Consider the following 17,861-nt stretch of genomic DNA (forward strand, 5'->3'; position numbering starts at 1 on the left):
TCCGGTTTCACTTCTGGCTCCTTCGGTTCTTTCGGATCTTCCGGTTTCACTTCTGGCTCCTTCGGTTCTTTCGGATCCTCCGGTTTCACTTCTGGTTCCTTCGGTTCTTTCGGATCCTCCGGTTTCACTTCTGGCTCCTTCGGTTCTTTCGGATCCTCTGGTTTCACTTCTGGCTCCTTCGGTTCTTTCGGATCCTCCGGTTTCACTTCTGGCTCCTTCGGTTCTTTCGGATCTTCCGGTTTCACTTCTGGCTCCTTCGGTTCTTTCGGATCCTCCGGTTTCACTTCTGGTTCCTTCGGTTCTTTCGGATCCTCCGGTTTCACTTCTGGTTCCTTCGGTTCTTTCGGATCCTCTGGTTTCACTTCTGGCTCCTTCGGTTCTTTCGGATCCTCCGGTTTCACTTCTGGTTCTTTCGGTTCTTTCGGATCCTCCGGTTTCACTTCTGGTTCTTTCGGTTCTTTCGGTTCTTTCGGATCTTCCGGTATCTTAAAATCTTCTTTTGTTTTCGGTAAAATTGTAACTGTAGGCTCAAGTGGTGGATTTATTCTATCGTCCACTATCGCTCTATTTGTTATCCCTTTACTTGGTGCTGCTTTTACCTTCGCTTTAAAAATAATACTACGTTCTTTTGTATCTGTAATTTCTAAATACTTCGCTATTACTTTTCCAAACTCCATTTTTAACTCTACTGGATTTGGTTCAGCCCCTTCAAATCGAATACTATCTTGCACGTACTCTAAACCGGCTGGAATTTCATCTTCTATCTTTACCTCTGCTATTTTTCCGTTTTCTACCGTATTTTCAAAGCTAATTCGGTATTCGATTTCTTCTCCTAGCTTCGGTTCTTTATTACTTACTGTCTTCGTTGCTTTTACCTTACCATCTTTATATTCTGGCTTTATTGTCGCTGTCGGTTCCATAACTGGATGATTTGGATCATCTACGTGAATAATCGCTTTATTTGTTATTTCCTCTCCAACTTTTACTGATTCTTTTACCTTTACTTTAAAGATGATACTTCTTTCTTTCGTATCCGTAATTTCTGGATACTTCACTGTTACTTTTCCATTCTCAACTTTAAGTTCTGTTGGTACAGGCTTATCACCTACGGCCTTCAGACTATCTTTCACATACTCTAAAACAGACGGAATTTCATCTTCAATCTTTACATCAACTAACTTCCCGCCATCTACTATGCCGTTAAAAGTAATTCGATATTCGATTTCTTCCCCTAGCTTTGGTTCATGATTACTTACTTCTTTCCTTGCCTCTAGTTTCCCATCTTTATATTGCGGTGTAATTGGTACAAGTGACTCAACCGGTGGATTTGTCGGATTATTATCATCCACAACCGCCTTGTTTATAATTTCTTTTCCTACTTGTACCGTTTCTTGTACTTTCGCTTTAAAGATGATACTTCTTTTTTTCGTATCCGTAATTTCTGGATACTTTGCTGTTACTTTTCCATTCTCAACTTTAAGTTCTACTGGATTTGGTTCCGGCCCATCAGACTTTATACTATCCTGTACGTATTCTAAACCGGCTGGAATTTTATCTTCTACTTTTACCTCAGTTAGTTTTCCGTTTTCTACCGTATTTTCAAAGCTAATTCGATATTCTACTTCTTCTCCTAACTTCGGTTCATGATTGCTTACTGTTTTTTCTGCTTGTAATGCACCATCTTTATGTTGAGGCTGTATAGCGACATTTGGTTTCTCTGGCGGATTTATAGTATCTTCCACAACCGCCGTATTCACAATCGCTTCGCCAATTTTAGCTTTTTCTTTCACTTTTCCTTTAAAGACGATGCTTCTTTCTTTCGTATCCGTAATTTCTGGATATTCTGCGAGTACTGTGCCGTTTTTCACTTTAACATGCAACGGTTTTGGACTATCCCCCTCAGCTCTTTCGCTACCTTCTACAAACTCTAAACTGTTTGGTAATTCATCCTTAATTTTCACCTTCGCTAATTTTCCGTGCTCAACTACGTTACGGAACGTAATTCGATACTCTACTTCTTCTCCTAATTTTGGAGCTGGGTTATTTACTGTTTTCTCAGCTTTTATTTTTCCATTCTTATACTCCGGTGTAATAATCGCTTCTGGTTTTTGCGGAGGATTCTTCGGATTATCATCATCCACAATTGCCGTATTCACGATTTTCTTCCCGACTTTTACTGCTTCTGTTACTTTTACCTTAAAGATAATGCTACGCTCAGCTGTATCAGTAATATTTTCATACTTCGCTGTGATTTTTCCAGCTTCTTCTTTTAGCTCTACTGGATTTGGTTCATTACCTTCTGCTTTTAAACTATCCTTCACATACTCTAATCCATTTGGTAGTTGATCCTCAATTTTCACTTCTGCTAGTTTTCCGTTTTCTACCGTATTATTAAAACTAATTCGGTACTCTACTTCTTCTCCTAGCTTTGGATCTTTTTTACTTACCTTTTTATTAGCTTTAAATTTACCATCTTTATGCTGCGGTGTAATATCTACTTCCGGTCGCTCTGGTGGATTTTTTGTATCATCAACAATTGCTTTATTTACAATTGCCTTGTCCACTTCAACGGAATCTTTCACCTTCACTTTAAAGATAATGCTTCTTTCTTTCATGTCAGTGATATTTTCATACTTCGCACTAACCTTACCAGCTTCTTCTTTCAACTCTACTGGGGCCGGCTTATCACCTTCTGCTTTTAGACTATCTTTCACATACTCTAAACCAAACGGAATTTCATCCTCAATTTTGACCTCTGCCAGTTTTCCATCTTTCACCGTATTATTAAATGAAATTCGATATTCGATTTCTTCACCTAGCTTCGGTTTATGATTATTCACCTTTTTATGAGCAGCAATTTTACCGTCTTTATATTGCGGTGTAATTTTTGCTGTTGGATCAATTACTGGATGGTTCGGATCATCAACATGGATAATCGCTTTATTTGTAATGTCCTTACCTATTGTAACCGAATCTTTCACCTTCACTTTAAAGACGATACTTCTTTCTTTCGTATCCATAATCTCTGAATACTTTGCCATTACCTTACCATTTTCTACTTTCAACTCCACTGGTTTTGGCTCTTCACCTTCAGCCTTTTCGCTTCCTTCTACAAACTCTAATCCAGCTGGAATTTTATCTTCTATCTTTACCTCTACTAGTTTTCCATCTTTCACCGTATTATTAAAAATAATTCGATATTCGATTTCCTCACCTAACTTCGGTTCACGATTACTTACTTCTTTTCTTGCCTCAATTTTTCCATCTTTATATTGTGGTGTAATCGGTACATAAGGCTCTTCTGGTAGATTCTTTGTATCATCTACAATTGCCTCATTTACGATTTCTTCTCCCACTTTTGCGCTTTCTTTTACCTTCGCTTTAAAGACAATACTTCTTTCCTCTGTATTTGTAATTTCTGGATACTTTGCCATTACTTTATTATTTTTCACCTGTAGCTCTACTGGTTTCGGTTTAGAACCTTCTGCTGTGATGCTGCCTTCTACATACTCTAAACCATTTGGTAAGGCATCCTTTATATTTACCTCTGCTAGTTTCCCGTTTTCTATCGTATTTTTAAAACTAATTCGATATTCTACTTCTTCTCCTAGTTTCGGTTTATGATTATTGGCTACTTTCTGCGCAGCAATTTTACCATCTTTATATTGCGGAGTAATTTCCACACGAGGCTCTTCTGGCTCATTTTTTGTATCTACTACGATTGCTTTATTAACAATCTCCTTGCCTATTTCTGCCTCTTCTTTTACTTTCACTTTAAAAATAATACTTCTTTCTTTTGTATCCGCAATTTCTAGATACTTTGCCATTACCTTGCCGTTTTCAAATTTTAATTCTACCGGACTAGGCTTAAATCCTTCTGCTTGTAAACTGTTCTCTACAAACTCTAATCCAGCTGGAATTTCATCTTCTACTTTAACCTCTACTAGTTTTCCGTTTTCTACCGTGTTTTTAAAACTAATTCGGTATTCTACTTCTTCTCCTAATTTCGGTTTTTTATTGTTTACAAATTTCTCTGCTTTAAGCTTACCGTCTTTATATTCTGGCGTAATTGTTACTTCTGAAGTTGTTGGATCTTTTGTATCATCAACAACTACTTTATTGACAATGCCTTCACCAACCTTAAATTCTTCTTTTACTTTCGCTTTAAAGACGATACTTCTTTCTTCTGTATCCGTAATTTCTGGATATTTTGCGATTACTTTTCCATCTTTCACTTTCAGTTCTACCGGATCTGGCTTAGAACCTTCTGCTCGTAAACTATCTTTCACATACTCTAATCCATTTGGTAAATCGTCTTCTATTTTTAACTCTGCTAGCTTTCCGTTTTCTACCGTATTTTTAAAGCTAATTCGGTATTCCACTTCTTCTCCTAACTTCGGCGTTTCATTATTTACCGTCTTCTTCGCTTCCACTTTTCCGTCTTTATGCTGTGGAGTAATTTCTGCCGTCGGTGTTTCTGGCTCATTTTTCGTATCATCAATAATTGCTTTATTGACGATTTTTTTACCGACTTTCACTTCATCTTTTACTTTCACTTTAAAAGTGATACTTCTTTCTTCTGTATCCGTAATCTCTGGATACTTCGCCATTACCTTACCATTTTCCACTTTCAATTCTACTGGATCCGGCTTAGAACCTTCTGCTTTCACACTGTTTTCTACGTACTCTAAACCTTCGGGTAAAGTATCTTCTATTTTCACCTCTGCTAGTTTTCCGTCTTCTACCGTGTTTTTAAAACTAATTCGGTATTCTACTTCTTCTCCTAACTTCGGTGTTTCATTATTTACGATTTTCTTCGCTTTAATTTTTCCATCTTTGTGTAATGGTGTGATTTTTGCTTCTGGTTCTTTCGGATGTTTCATATCATCAACAATTGCCTTATTAATGATTTCCTTACCTACTTCCGCTTCTTCCTTCACCTTTACCTTAAAGACAATACTTCTTTCTTTCATATCTGTAATATTTTCGTATTCAGCAATGACTTTTCCATCTTTCACACTTAACTTTAATGGAGCTGGTTTTTCACCTTCAGCCTTTTCACTGCCTTTTACATACTCTAAACCGTTAGGAATTATATCCTCTATCGTTACCTTTTCTAGTTTTCCGTTTTCTACCGTATTTTTAAAGCTAATTCGGTATTCTACTTCTTCTCCTAGTTTTGGTGATGGATTATCTACTGTCTTCTTCGAATCAATTATTCCATCCTTATATTGCGGAGTAATTCTTTCTTCCGGCTCAATCGGTGGATTTTTCGTATCATCAACAATTGCTTTATTGACAATCTCTTTATCTACTTTTGCTTCTTCCTTCACCTTTACTTTAAAGACGATACTTCTTTCTTTCATATCCATAATATCGATATACTTAGCTTTGACTATTCCATTTTCAACAGCTAATTCTACTGGTCCAGGTGCTTCTCCTTCGGCCTTGATACTATTTTCTACATATTCAAGACCTTTTGGAATTGTATCTTCCACTCGCACCTCTTCTAGTTTTCCGTTCTCAACCGTATTATGAAAACTAATGCGGTACTCGATTTCCTCGCCTAGCTTCGGTTTCTTATTATTAACTACCTTTGTAGCAGCAATTTCACCTTTTTTACTTTGTGGTGTAATAACAACCTTCGATTCAGCAGGCTCATTTTTCGGATCTTTTGCAATTGCTTTATTTACAATTGCCTCCCCTACTTTTGCCGAATCTTTTACTTTCACTTTAAATACAATACTTCTTTTTTCTGTATCCGTAATTTCTGGATACTTTGCCATTACTTTGCCGTCTTCCACTTTTAGTTCTACTGGCTCTGGTTTTATACCTTCAGCTTTCAAACTATCTTTCACGTATTCAACACCTTTAGGTAGTGTATCTTCTACTAGCACCTTTTCTAGTTTTCCGTTTTCTACCGTATTATAAAATGTAATTCGGTATTCCACTTCTTCTCCTAGTTTTGGTGTTTGATTCGTTACGCTTTTTTCAACATCCACTTTACCGTATTTATAATCCGGCGTAATCTTTTCTTCTGGATGCTCAGACTGTCCATTTGGCTCACTCACAACCGCTTTATTAACAATCGTTTCTCCGGCTTTTGCCTCTTCTTTTACTTTCACTTTAAAGGAAATGCTTCGCTCTTTTGTATCCGTAATCTCTGGATATTTTGCGATTACCTTACCATTTTCTACTTTTAACTCTACTGGATTTGGTTCAGCACCTTCAGCTCTCTCACTACCTTGAACAAATTCTAAGTTAGCTGGAATTTCATCTTCTATTGTAACTGCATCTAGTTTTCCGTTTTCCACCGTATTTTTGAAGCTAATTTGATATTCAACTTCTTCTCCTAGCTTCGGCTTTTTATTTGTTGCTTTTTTCTTTGCAGCAATTTTACCGGCCTTATGCTGTGGTGTAATCTTCTCCTCTAAATCCTTTGGTGGATTTGTTTTATCACTAACGGTTGCTTTATTAACAATTTCTTCACCAATTTTTGCAGTTTCTTTTACTTTTGTTTTAAAGACGATACTTCTTTCTTCCATATCCATAATTTCTGGATACTTTGCCATTACTTTTCCATTTTTAAACTTCAGCTCTACTGGCTCTGGTTTTGCACCTTCTGCTTTCAAGCTATCTTTCACGTATTCAAGATTACTTGGTAATTCGTCTTCAATTGTCAATACATCTAGACGTCCATCTTTTGTCTTATTTTTAAATGTAATACGATACTCTACCTCGTCACCTAGCTTCGGTGTTTTATTAGAAGCTATTTTTCTTGCTTCTATTTCTCCCGGAACTTCTTTCGGAAGCGTAACCGTAACATTTGCATCATCTGTAGTTTCATAATTTACCTCGGTACTATCTTTTCCCTTTACAGCAACGATATTTTTTATTGTTGTATCTGATTGTACAGAAGCTTTCACTTTTACTTTGAATGTAATAATGGCACTTTCACCAGGCTTTAAAACACCGCCGTCTTTAGCATTAGCACCTTCACCAACACGGAAATCAATTTGATTATTTACAAACTCCGCTTCATCATCGCTTGCATTATCTGTTTTATTTCCTTTATTACTTCCAGAAATATATTGTATAGATCCCGGAACATACTCTAAACGATCATCTAATTTATCAAAACCTTTTACATTAGATACAGGTGCTTGGTTATTTTTCGTATCATTCTTCACTTCAATTTGATACGTAAACTCTTCACCAGCTTTAATTTCCTTAACTTCTTTACCGGCACTATCTAATGCCTTTTTATCAACTTGTAAGTTTGGAGCATTATGTTCTGTAACGAATGTAGCGTTATTTAATACGTAAATATCACCACCGCCACCATTTGCTCTAAAACGCATTTTTGCTTCTTTTAAATCATTTTTTACTTGAGTAGGTCCTTCAAGATGATACGTATGAATGTCAGTACTGAATGAATTTGTCCAATCCGGGTTATATCCTGGATATTTTTTTGTAACAAACTCGTTAGTACCGTCTACTTGTACTTCTGTCATAGACGAATCATTCGCATCATTGTCTTTACCGTTAATATTTTTTATCTTTATATATCCAGCACCAAAATCATATTCTCCATAATCATATGCATATCCATCTTTCTCAGCTGGGTCACCTTGCGATGAAAAATAACTAAATTTCGCCTTAAAAGCACCTTCTTTTGGTGTGTTTATTTTATTAACACTAATATCTGTCCAGGCTGTACTTTTTTGAGAGACTAGCCCTTCCCAAATCTTCATGTCTTTTACTGTTTCTTTATAGTTTTCATAAACTAATATAAGATTCCAGTTACCCCAGTAATAGCCGCCACCTGTTACATCTTTAATTTGTGGCACATTTGCAACTGTCAACGTTTGTGAAATCCCTTGCTGTGCAATTACATTTGTTACATCTGCATACGCAACATATCCTGCGCCACTACCTGAGTAATTAGAAATATAAGGTAGGTAATCCGCTTTTCGTATGCTATCAGCAGTTACATCTGCATATTCTTTATTTCCCATTTTCATTTTGACTGGTTGCCTTACTTGATCCTCGGTAACCTTTCTATCAGCAATATTTCCTGGTAACCCCATTGCTGCTGTCCAGAATAAGTAAGCCTTTTTCACTTTACTTCCGGCAGGAATGTTAGGAAATGCACCTGTTGACGAATTAAAAGTACTATCATCGTTATCAACGTCCACAGTCATTTTATTCGTTTTATAACCCATACTTTGTCTGCCATAATGATCAGTCGTCAAACCAAGTGTTACATTACCAGTCTGTACTAAATTACCAGCAGTAATTGTAGAATACAGTGGATCTCCAAATCCTTGCTTATCCCCTGTTTGCATTTGAACCTTCGAAGCATTCTCTGATGCAGCTTGTACTTTTGCATCGCTCTGATTTTCCGCTTCTTTTTCTAGTTTCTTCTCATCTTTATCTACTGGCTGCTTCACTAGTTCCGTGTTCGCTGTAGGTTTATTTTTATCTCCTGCAGATACTTTTAATTTTCCATCCACTTCTTTTGATTTAGCATCAGCTGGTGATCCGATTTCTTTCTTACTACTGTCAGCCTCATCATCGGTATTAGCTTCAACCTTGTCTTCAGAAGGAATCCCTTCAACATCTACAGACATGTTTCCTATTTGTAGTTGATCCTTTTGCACACTAATTTTTTGCTTATACTCTTTATTAAAATGTTGTGCACGACGAGCTTTTATTAACACAGTCATTTTTTCATGTGATTTTAAATCTTTAATTTTAAGATTAGAAGAAAGAACCTCTCCTCCCTTATCTTTTTCCTCTACATAGAAATCCGCTACCTTATTTTCAGGTAACTTCTCTCCGTTTACTTTCACAGATTGCGAAGGGAACGTAATTTCATTTTCATTATTTTGTTTAAGCACCAATTCTTGAATTGGTGTAGCTCCCGTATTTTCAATCGTATATTGAAATACGTGCTCCCTCTCCGCTACTTCTCCCTTATATATTTCAGCATTTACTTGCTCTGCCTTAATTTTCACATCATTTCCTTGTAACTCATCCCAGCTTTTTTTATTTATCTCTGTAGCAAAAGCACTGGGTGAAGGCAATATGATGGATAGGAGAAGTGTGATCATCGTTACGACATTAAAACACTTCAATACTTGCTTCATATTTTCTACCTTTCTCCTTTCTATATACTTGCTATCCGTCTACTTAATTTCGTAGCCGTATACATAGCAATATATATCCACTCGCAACAATCCGACCTATGAAAATGTATCGTTGAAATCCCAATTTCAACAATATAAATCTCATAGAATATTACTATTTTAATTTATCAAAAATAGCATATATATCGGACACTTATACAAACCTTTACCATACTTTTAATATAGTAAAAACACCGTGCTATATAGGTTTATATAACAGTTAAAGGATACTTAAAAATTTTAACATACTCCTCATCCTATTTATACATACAATAGAAAATTTACCATTTTTTAGTTATTTTCAGTTTGTTTTTTATGATTAAAATTTTCTAAAAATAACAACCGTTACATGTAAAAATATGTTATATTAAATAAGAACAAACGTTCTTTTTGAAAGGAGGAATTTTTTATGCTACACGAACCCATTATCGTAAAAAAAGAAGCTTTCCAAGCAATCGGCGTTTCGGTTACGACAACTAATGAAATAGAGACATCTCCTGAAGGAAAAATCCCCGGGCTTTGGAACAAATACTTTCAAGAACAAATGATGCATCACATCCCAAATCAACAAACGAAAGAAACATTCGCTTTCTACTCCAACTACGAATCAGATGAAACTGGTACATATACATTTACAATCGGTATGCCCGTTTCTTCATTAGAAGATGTTCCTGAAAATATGACAACTTTAACAATACCTGCCGCTACGTATGCGGTATTTACAACGAGAAAGGGACCAGTTGCTGAAGTCGTTTGCGAAGCTTGGGAATATATTTGGAAATGGTCGAAAGAAAATAAACGTGCCTTCACAACAGACTTTGAACTTTACGCCGAAAGAGCATTAGACCCAAATCATGCACAATTGGATATTTATATGGCGTTAGCCTAAAAAAAGATGCCCATTCGGCATCTTTTTTTGTCGTTAAATAGCTACTGGGCAAATCCATTATTATTGTCTACAATGAGAAAGTGCAGTATAGAAATATTAGAAACTGTATAAAGTGAAACTATACTCAGCGGAGGGCATCTCCCATTGAGTATTAGCCCTCACCAATCGGGCGTTTACTGGTTTTTTAGTTTAAATTTGTCACATAGAAAGGAAGCAATATGGAGGAACTACAACAAAATAAAACTGCTTTAGAAGGAAGCGGAAAACCGTTATTAAAAAATACGAATTTCCTTTTTCTTTGGGCAGCTACTCTTTTTTCAAGCTTTGCTTTAGCCTTTTTTACTTTTTCACAAACGTGGTACATAGCAAAAACATTAAACCTTGAAGCTTCACTCGGTGTTGTTTTCGTAGCTCTTAGTGTTCCAAGGCTTATTTTTATGATTATCGGCGGCGCTGTAGCTGATAAATTCCCGAAAAAAAACATTATGTTTTACTCCAATATTATTCGAGCGATTCTTGTCGCAACCATTCTCACATGGTTTATCGTTGGTGATGTAACACTATATACATTTGCTTTATTCGCTTTATTCTTTGGACTTGCTGATGCTTTCTTCTGGTCAGCAGATGGATCTATCTTACCTGAATTGGTAGAAAAAAGCCGGTTAACACAAGCGAATTCACTTACACAAATGACGAACCAAGCATCGGTCATCTTAGGACCTGTACTTGGCGGAATTCTGATCAAATTTACAAACTACGAGACAATATTTTCTATTACAATTTTATTACTGATTGTCGCAGCCATACTCGTTCAAAAAATACAATTTACGATGCCAGAACTAAAAGATACAGATAAAGGTATGTTCACTTCCATTAAAGAAGGAATCTTATATGTAAAGGAATCGCCATTCCTTTCAACTTTCCTTCTTTGTAGCGCCTTTTTAAATTTATTTTTAATTGGTCCGATGCAAGTCGGTTTCCCGCTTTTCGTTAAAAATGTTCTGCACGGTGACTCGCTCCATTTCAGTTACTTAGAAGCATCTGTAGGCGGCGGAATGGCAATAGGCGCTGTCATTGTCGGTTTAAAAAATATTAATCGTAGACGCGGACTATTTTGCATTATCATGATGCTACTGTCTGGTGTATTCTTCTTATCCATCAACTTTAGCACCGTACTTTGGCAAGCATTATTAGCCGGCATGTTTTATGGTATTACAATTGCAATGGCTATCGTTCCGCTTATGGCGATGATTCAATCGACAGTAAAAGAGGAAATGATGGGACGCGTAATGAGCTTACTTATGCTATCATCCATGGGCTTTATCCCGCTCTCTTATGCATTCACATCAATCGCACTTGCAATGGGAATTCCAATCGTAACCGTTATGAAAAGCGGTGCAATTGCTGTTATCGTCTTCGTACTATTTGTAGCGATTCGTGTTCCAGTTGTAAGAAAGTTCGACTAGCTACTTGGAGTCATGTATTATACGCATGGCTCCTTTTTAAATGGATCAAATAACGCTATCCCCTTACTTCTTCTCACAGCTGCTCCCCATTCTAATCCAACCTCTAAAAATAAATCTCGCACTGTACTATATAAAAGTGCCTTCACATTTTTACGGATTTCCCCATATTTATAAGCTCTCACAACACTCTTCACTCGCCAAATGAAATTTCCATACACTTCTTCATCAGCTAATATCTGCTCTAGTAAAACACCTTGCTCTAGTAACCCGCTCTTTTTATACGCAAGCTCGACCTTACTCCAAAATATATTAATTTTCTTCGGATTACTCGTCATCGGTACCAGTGCGTATATAAAAGGCTTCGGTATATCATGACGGCAATACGTCTCATCAAGCTCGTACGTTATTTTTCTTTTCTCTTTTATTTGTGGAATGTTTTTAGAAAGAGTTGTTTCCCTCTCGCTTTTTTGCTCCTTTCCGCTACAGCCAGCTGTATAATCCTCACTTTCACATGCGGACATTTTCATACGGTCATCCATGCGGTCAATTGCAGATATAAGAAAAATATATAAGTTCGCACTATACCCGCCGCGCTTATGTCTTTCTTTTGTTGCAACACGCTTTATAATTCCTAGTTCCTCTAACTTTGCAATTGAACGGCGTACTGTACGAATACTCTTTCCAACATTCTTCGCAATCGTCTCCATTAACGGACAGGCGACTCCTACTGTTTTTTGTTTCTCATTCACCGCATACTTTCCTAAAAAATGAATAATGGTAGCATCCGTTTTATTCAATTGAAATCGATAGCACTTCAAAACTTGTTTTTGATATGCATTAAACTCTTCTTTACTTCGAAATTCACTGTATGGTTTCATTAAATTATATAAGCTTCCCATTTATATCACCTCATTTATAAGTAAGAGGCAGGAAGAGAATTTGGCGTGGAATTTAATATTTTTTTAATGGAGATGAAAATATGATCGTAATTAGCGCTTGTTTAGGTGGTATAGCTTGTCGATATGACGGAAATGACAATCTCGTTTCAAAAATAGAGAAGCTACTACAAAAAGAAGATACAGTCCTCATTTGTCCTGAAGTATTAGGAGGACTGCCAACACCTCGTCCTTCTGCTGAAATTATTGGCGGGAATGGCGACGACGTTTTGGACGGAAAAGCGAAAGTGATGACAAAAGATGGTGAAGATGTCACAGAAGCTTTCGTAAATGGTGCTTATAAAGCATTAGAACAAATTAAAAATTTACATCCAGAATATATTATTTTAAAGGAACATAGTCCATCTTGTGGCAGTTCTACGATTTACACTGGTGAATTTAATGGCAATAAGCAAACTGGTTACGGGGTAACTACTGCTTTATTTAAAAGACACGGATTTAAAGTCATTTCAGAAGAAGAATTTGAAAGCAAAAAAAGGAATTGACCCTGTTCGTCAATTCCTTTTCTATCTGTCTTATTTCACGCCTAATTTTTCTTTCACTTTCGCTGGAAGCTCGTCTTTCTTCACTTCTTCCCAAGCTGTTACACCTTTTTTATCTGAGTGGTATACGCGTAGGAATGCTTCTTTACGAAGATTTTTTTGAGCTATGAATTCTAATTCTTTCTCTTTACCGTCTTTATCAAAGCCAGTCAGCTTGTATTCATAATCTTTAAATTTCTGCCCATCACTAGCTTTACTATCAAATTCTTTTCCATCTACTGTAATTTGAACATAATACTCATCTTTACCCATACGGTTTAAATCACAACCAACTAACAAACTTGCAAATACAACTAAAATACTAAATAGTGCAATGTATCTTTTCATTTCCTTCACCTCATATGTTTTTTCTTATATTCTTATCTTAAAGCCCGGAGCTTAAAGAAGAAATTCAAAAACATGACATGAACATTACACTTTTGTAAGATAATAATTATTTCTTCACTTTAGAAATTGTCATTCCATCACCAATTGGAACGAGTACAGATTCTAAATGCGGGTGGTTTGCTATCATTTCATTAAACTTCTTCATAACTTCTGTATAACGTTTTTGTTTTGCACTCTCATCAGCTACACTACCGCCAATAACGTCTTTCACGCCAATTTCGCCACTTATCACGTAATTTCCTTATACCGTTTATTACGCCTTCTATTATCCCCTCAATTATAATCTCTATTACAAGATATCTCACTAAACTAATAATAGGTTTAATTACGTATCTCCCTATGAATTCAAGAATATCCTCCATCATATTTTCCTCCTTCTTTTAAAAGGAAGCTGCTACTCCTCCGCTTCCTTTTACGTCCAGTTACAATTGCTGCCATACTGCGGTATATACCAACAAGAATAATACGACAACAACATGCACAATAACGCTATTGAATTGGGAAGAAACTTCGGTAAATACTAATACTATAATCAACATGGCTAATAGAATTATTTTTCCACCTATATTCGGGGATGCTCCAAAAACTTTATAAAATCAAAGACAACTTTACTACAACTCTTCCCGTAACTAATTTATTATCGTGGTAAACCGTCTTCCACTACATCCGTAACAGTTCCATTCGGTTCAAAGATTACACGTAATGATCCTTCTCCACCATAACCAGTATAGTCATATACTGAATAAGATTTATATTTCTCAATCACATGTGGCTGTCCAATTGCAGCTTTTACTTGATTCGCAGGCATACCTTTTTTGATTTTCAAATAGTGATTGTAACTTACTGCTGCCGAATTGTTATTTACATCTTTATACCACGGTACACGATCGTTTTTTTCTTCATATTCCTTTACAGGCTCTTCAATACGTTTCGTAGATACCCGATTCTCCTTACCTTTATCTTTATCTGTATCCTTTATAGCAGTACGTTCAATATTCACAACGTAACCATATGTATTTAATTCAACCATAATTTCATATGTACCATCCGTATCTTTTTCAGTATAAAATACGCGTTTTTCATTGTTATTATAATATTTTATGTTCTCACCACCGTAGTCAATCGTATTAAGAATATCCGTATACGTCATACCTTCCTCAATTTTTTGAGATTCATCATGAGAAATATAACGCTTCTGTGATGATGAAGCGTCCTCATTTTTAATACTTTCACGTTTACTCGTAGTCATAGGTGTTTTCTTCTGATCTTTTAGTACGTCACCTTCCGCCTTCGCTGGTTGCTTTGCTCCTACTTTTGTTAATACGTCTGTATCGCTAGAACAAGCTCCCAAAATCGATACTGTAGTCAACGCCATCCCTACTATAAGTACTTTCTTAAATGACTTCACTCTAATCCCCCCGGTATTTTTTAATATTTAGTAATCAACGTATTTAAATTAATACGGAACTATTCAGTTCTATACAATTTGCTATAGCCTTCTCCCTCATGCACCTTTTTTATATAAAATGAAACTTTAATCAGCCCTCACCAATCATCTTCGTTACAAATATTAACATTAAATATAACTAATAAATAGTATATTTCTGCTATTCATTTACATTTCTGTTGCATAATCTTGTCTTAAACGAACAATATGAAAGTCGAATTCACAATAATTATCATATATTCTATATATAATAACATTCAAATTAAATTCTAAAGTAACTTTACATGCATTTTCTGTTTTAACGCCAAAAGAAAAGACCTTTCTAACGATTTTATTCTATCGCTAAAAAGGTCTTTTCTATTTTGGCTAAAAACTTAGCACTCTTCTGGCTTACCAGCATTCGTCGCTGTACGGAAAAATGATCCAAATCTGCATGATGCGATTGCGTTTAGATAATCAATCGTGAATTATGCGTTCAATTTAAAGCAGGTTAAAAAATAATAACTCCTTATTCAATTAACATATGCATTAGTTTAACAACCTAATGCTGCTGTACCAACTGATAGTTTAGTTTTCAATATGTGAAAAGGGATTTCTAAATGATGAATTGAATATATATTTATTGTTTACTCGTTTTTGAGAGGTTCCTTTATGGGAGATAAGCTTTACTATATTCCTGTACTTCGCACAGTTCTATAATAACTAATAGTGATGCTGTGACGTGATTTTCTATTAGTGAGATAAAGTATTTTTCAATTCATTTATTATAAATTGCAACTCTCGTCCTCCAGAATTATTTCTTTTGGGTGAAAGTTTTTTTATGATATAAGTTTCATTCTGTCCTAATTTAAAGGTTTCGAGAGGAGAAATGATATGAACCCTATTTTATTAGATGTTCCGTTACAAATAGAAACAGACAGACTCATTCTTCGAGCACCACTTCAAGCTGGTGAAGGGGATATAGTACAACAAGCTATTAAAGATTCCATTAATGAATTAAAGCAATGGTTGTCTTTATTTCAGTCCATTCCTACTGTTGAAGAAACGGAAATTCTTCTGAGAAATGCACATATAGATTTTTTGAAAAGAGAAAGCTTTCGCTATCTTATCTATCATAAAGAGACGAATGATTTTGTTGGAACAGCTAGCCTTCATCGAATTGATTGGAAGGTTTCTAAATGTGAAATTGGATACTGGATTAACACGCAATTTAGTGGCAGTGGATATATGACAGAAACAGTAAGTGCGTTAACAAACCTTGGATTTCAGTTATTCAAATTTAGAAGGATTGAAATACGATGTGAATGTAATAACACGAAAAGTCGTGCACTCCCTGAAAAACTAGGCTTTGAACTTGAAGGGATATTACGTAATGAAGATTTTTCAGCTGACGGCAAACAACTAACTGATACTTGCATCTATGCAAAAATAAAGTGAAATATTGATTAGCCTTGGTAATCGGGCTTTTACGGCAAAAGAAAAGACCTCCTTAACGATTTTATTCCATCGCTAAAAAGGTCTTTTTCTATTTCGGCTAAAAACTTAGCACTCTTCTGGCTTACCAGCATTCGTCGCTGTACGGAAAGATGATCCGCATCCGCATGATGCGATTGCGTTTGGATTGTCGATTGTGAATCCGCCGCCAAGCATAGATTGTTTATAATCAATTTTTACTCCTTTAACAATTGGAGCACTTTCTGTATCGATAACAAATTCAACACCGAAAAACTCAAGAACTGTGTCGTCTTCTTTTGGTTCTACTTCAAATCCTAAGCCGTAAGAAAGGCCAGTACATCCGCCGCCATGTACAGCAAGGCGCACGTACTTCTCTCCATCTTCAGCATCTTTTAACATATCTTTAATTTGAAAAGCTGCTTGTTCTGTTACTTCAATCATGAAATACACCATCCTTTCTGTTCTCATTCTATTATACATCTTTACGCTTCTATCTTGTACTCATACACTCCGCGGCAAATTACTTCCGCAGGTCCTTTCATTAACACGTTTCCTTCTTCTGTCCACGCAATCATTAAATCGCCGCCAGCTAAATGGACTGTAATTTCTTTACCACGTTCCATCTTGCCATTCAAAATAGCAGCTACAACGGCAGCACATGCCCCTGTTCCGCAAGCTTGCGTTACACCAGAACCACGTTCCCAAACGCGGAAATTCATTTCTTCATCGTTTAAAATCTCGATAAATTCAACATTCACTCGCTCTGGGAACATTTCATGTGTCTCAAGAACTGGACCAAGTGTTGTAAGAGGTGCCTTCTCTACATCCTCAACAAAAATAACCGCGTGCGGGTTCCCCATTGAAACAGCCGTAAATGCATAACGATGATTATTGTATAAGAAGTTTTCACGAATAAATGGTGTTTCACCTTCACCGAGCATCGGTATCTCTTCGCGTGTTAAGCGTGGTGCACCCATATCAATTTTCGCTAATATAACTTTTCCATCTTCTACCGTTACTTCTGCCGTTACAATGCCAGCTAACGTTTCAATTGTGAAAACTGTTTCCTCTACTAGTTTATGCTCATACGCATATTTCGCTACGCAGCGCAAACCATTACCACAGCTCTTTCCTTCTGATCCATCATTATTAAACATACGCATTTTCACCGGAGCTACATCAGACGGACAAATTAAAATCATTCCGTCTGCTCCAATACCAGTATTAATATTTGAAACCTTTTCCGCCACAAGAGCTAAATCTTCTTCAGGAATTTGCTCTTCAAACATATTTACATATATATAACTATTGCCAAGACCATGCATTTTTGTAAAAGAAAATTGGCTCATTTGTATTCACTCCAAAAATAATTTGTTATTTTAAGTATAGAATGCATGCTTTTAGAACACAATATGAATGTCCCCCGTTTCTCATATTTGACAACGTTTGGCGATGAGCCACTCTTACACACATTGTGTAAGAAAAAAGCCCTTCTAAAAAGGGCCTTTTTTTATTTATCTATAGTATT

The 17,861-nt window shown here is 36.1% G+C and carries 11 protein-coding genes and 1 pseudogene; 4 read left to right on the forward strand and 8 right to left on the reverse strand.

All coding sequences use genetic code 11. The features are described from left to right. The coding region (locus AC1Q51_RS15370; protein WP_492331589.1) for an isopeptide-forming domain-containing fimbrial protein at window positions 1-9,152 on the reverse strand (9,152 nt) is incomplete at its 3' end. 448 nt (window positions 9,153-9,600) lie between these two features. Between AC1Q51_RS15370 and AC1Q51_RS15375 the strand changes: the two genes are divergently transcribed. Beyond that, window positions 9,601-10,080 carry a GyrI-like domain-containing protein gene (locus AC1Q51_RS15375; protein WP_098236321.1) on the forward strand — a complete coding sequence of 160 codons (480 nt, stop codon included), beginning with the start codon at window positions 9,601-9,603 and terminating at the stop codon, window positions 10,078-10,080. Window positions 10,081-10,298: 218 nt separating this feature from the next. After that, window positions 10,299-11,546 carry an MFS transporter gene (locus AC1Q51_RS15380; RefSeq protein WP_000391931.1) on the forward strand — a complete coding sequence of 416 codons (1,248 nt, stop codon included), beginning with the start codon at window positions 10,299-10,301 and terminating at the stop codon, window positions 11,544-11,546. A 17-nt stretch (window positions 11,547-11,563) separates the two neighbouring features. Here the strand turns inward: AC1Q51_RS15380 and AC1Q51_RS15385 are convergent, their stop codons facing one another. After that, the gene (locus AC1Q51_RS15385) at window positions 11,564-12,445 is read right to left on the reverse strand and encodes a helix-turn-helix domain-containing protein (protein WP_000535237.1); all 882 of its coding nucleotides are present in this window, start codon (window positions 12,443-12,445) and stop codon (window positions 11,564-11,566) included. 80 nt (window positions 12,446-12,525) lie between these two features. Here AC1Q51_RS15385 and AC1Q51_RS15390 point away from each other — a divergent pair, with 80 nt between their 5' ends. After that, window positions 12,526-12,987, forward strand: a complete 462-nt coding sequence (locus AC1Q51_RS15390) for a 2-thiouracil desulfurase family protein (RefSeq protein WP_492331590.1) — start codon at window positions 12,526-12,528, stop codon at window positions 12,985-12,987. Between the two features lie 30 nt (window positions 12,988-13,017). Here the strand turns inward: AC1Q51_RS15390 and AC1Q51_RS15395 are convergent, their stop codons facing one another. From AC1Q51_RS15395 to AC1Q51_RS15410, 4 genes and pseudogenes are all read right to left on the reverse strand, one after another. Continuing rightward, on the reverse strand, window positions 13,018-13,371 hold the full coding sequence (locus AC1Q51_RS15395) for a YxeA family protein (protein WP_000833143.1): 354 nt from the start codon (window positions 13,369-13,371) through the stop codon (window positions 13,018-13,020). Between the two features lie 106 nt (window positions 13,372-13,477). Then, entirely contained in the window at window positions 13,478-13,663 is a 186-nt protein-coding gene (locus AC1Q51_RS15400; protein WP_002094183.1) for an O-methyltransferase, read from the reverse strand. 405 nt (window positions 13,664-14,068) lie between these two features. Further along, a complete protein-coding gene (locus AC1Q51_RS15405) occupies window positions 14,069-14,839 on the reverse strand; it encodes a hypothetical protein (protein ID WP_016513190.1) in 771 nt (256 codons plus the stop codon). Between the two features lie 413 nt (window positions 14,840-15,252). Further along, window positions 15,253-15,345 (reverse strand): annotated as a pseudogene (locus tag AC1Q51_RS15410) (iron-sulfur cluster assembly accessory protein); the annotation flags it as partial. Between the two features lie 406 nt (window positions 15,346-15,751). Between AC1Q51_RS15410 and AC1Q51_RS15415 the strand changes: the two are divergent. Next, window positions 15,752-16,315 (forward strand): GNAT family N-acetyltransferase, encoded by a 564-nt coding sequence (locus AC1Q51_RS15415; RefSeq protein ID WP_001068190.1) that lies wholly within the window; start codon window positions 15,752-15,754, stop codon window positions 16,313-16,315. Between the two features lie 105 nt (window positions 16,316-16,420). Here AC1Q51_RS15415 and AC1Q51_RS15420 read toward each other — a convergent pair whose 3' ends face one another. After that, on the reverse strand, window positions 16,421-16,774 hold the full coding sequence (locus tag AC1Q51_RS15420; RefSeq protein ID WP_000573830.1) for a HesB/IscA family protein: 354 nt from the start codon (window positions 16,772-16,774) through the stop codon (window positions 16,421-16,423). A 41-nt stretch (window positions 16,775-16,815) separates the two neighbouring features. Then, window positions 16,816-17,682 carry a diaminopimelate epimerase gene (gene dapF / locus AC1Q51_RS15425; RefSeq protein WP_000077394.1) on the reverse strand — a complete coding sequence of 289 codons (867 nt, stop codon included), beginning with the start codon at window positions 17,680-17,682 and terminating at the stop codon, window positions 16,816-16,818. Between the last annotated feature and the right edge of the window lie 179 nt (window positions 17,683-17,861).

Source organism: Bacillus sp. MT94 (assembly GCF_058792475.1).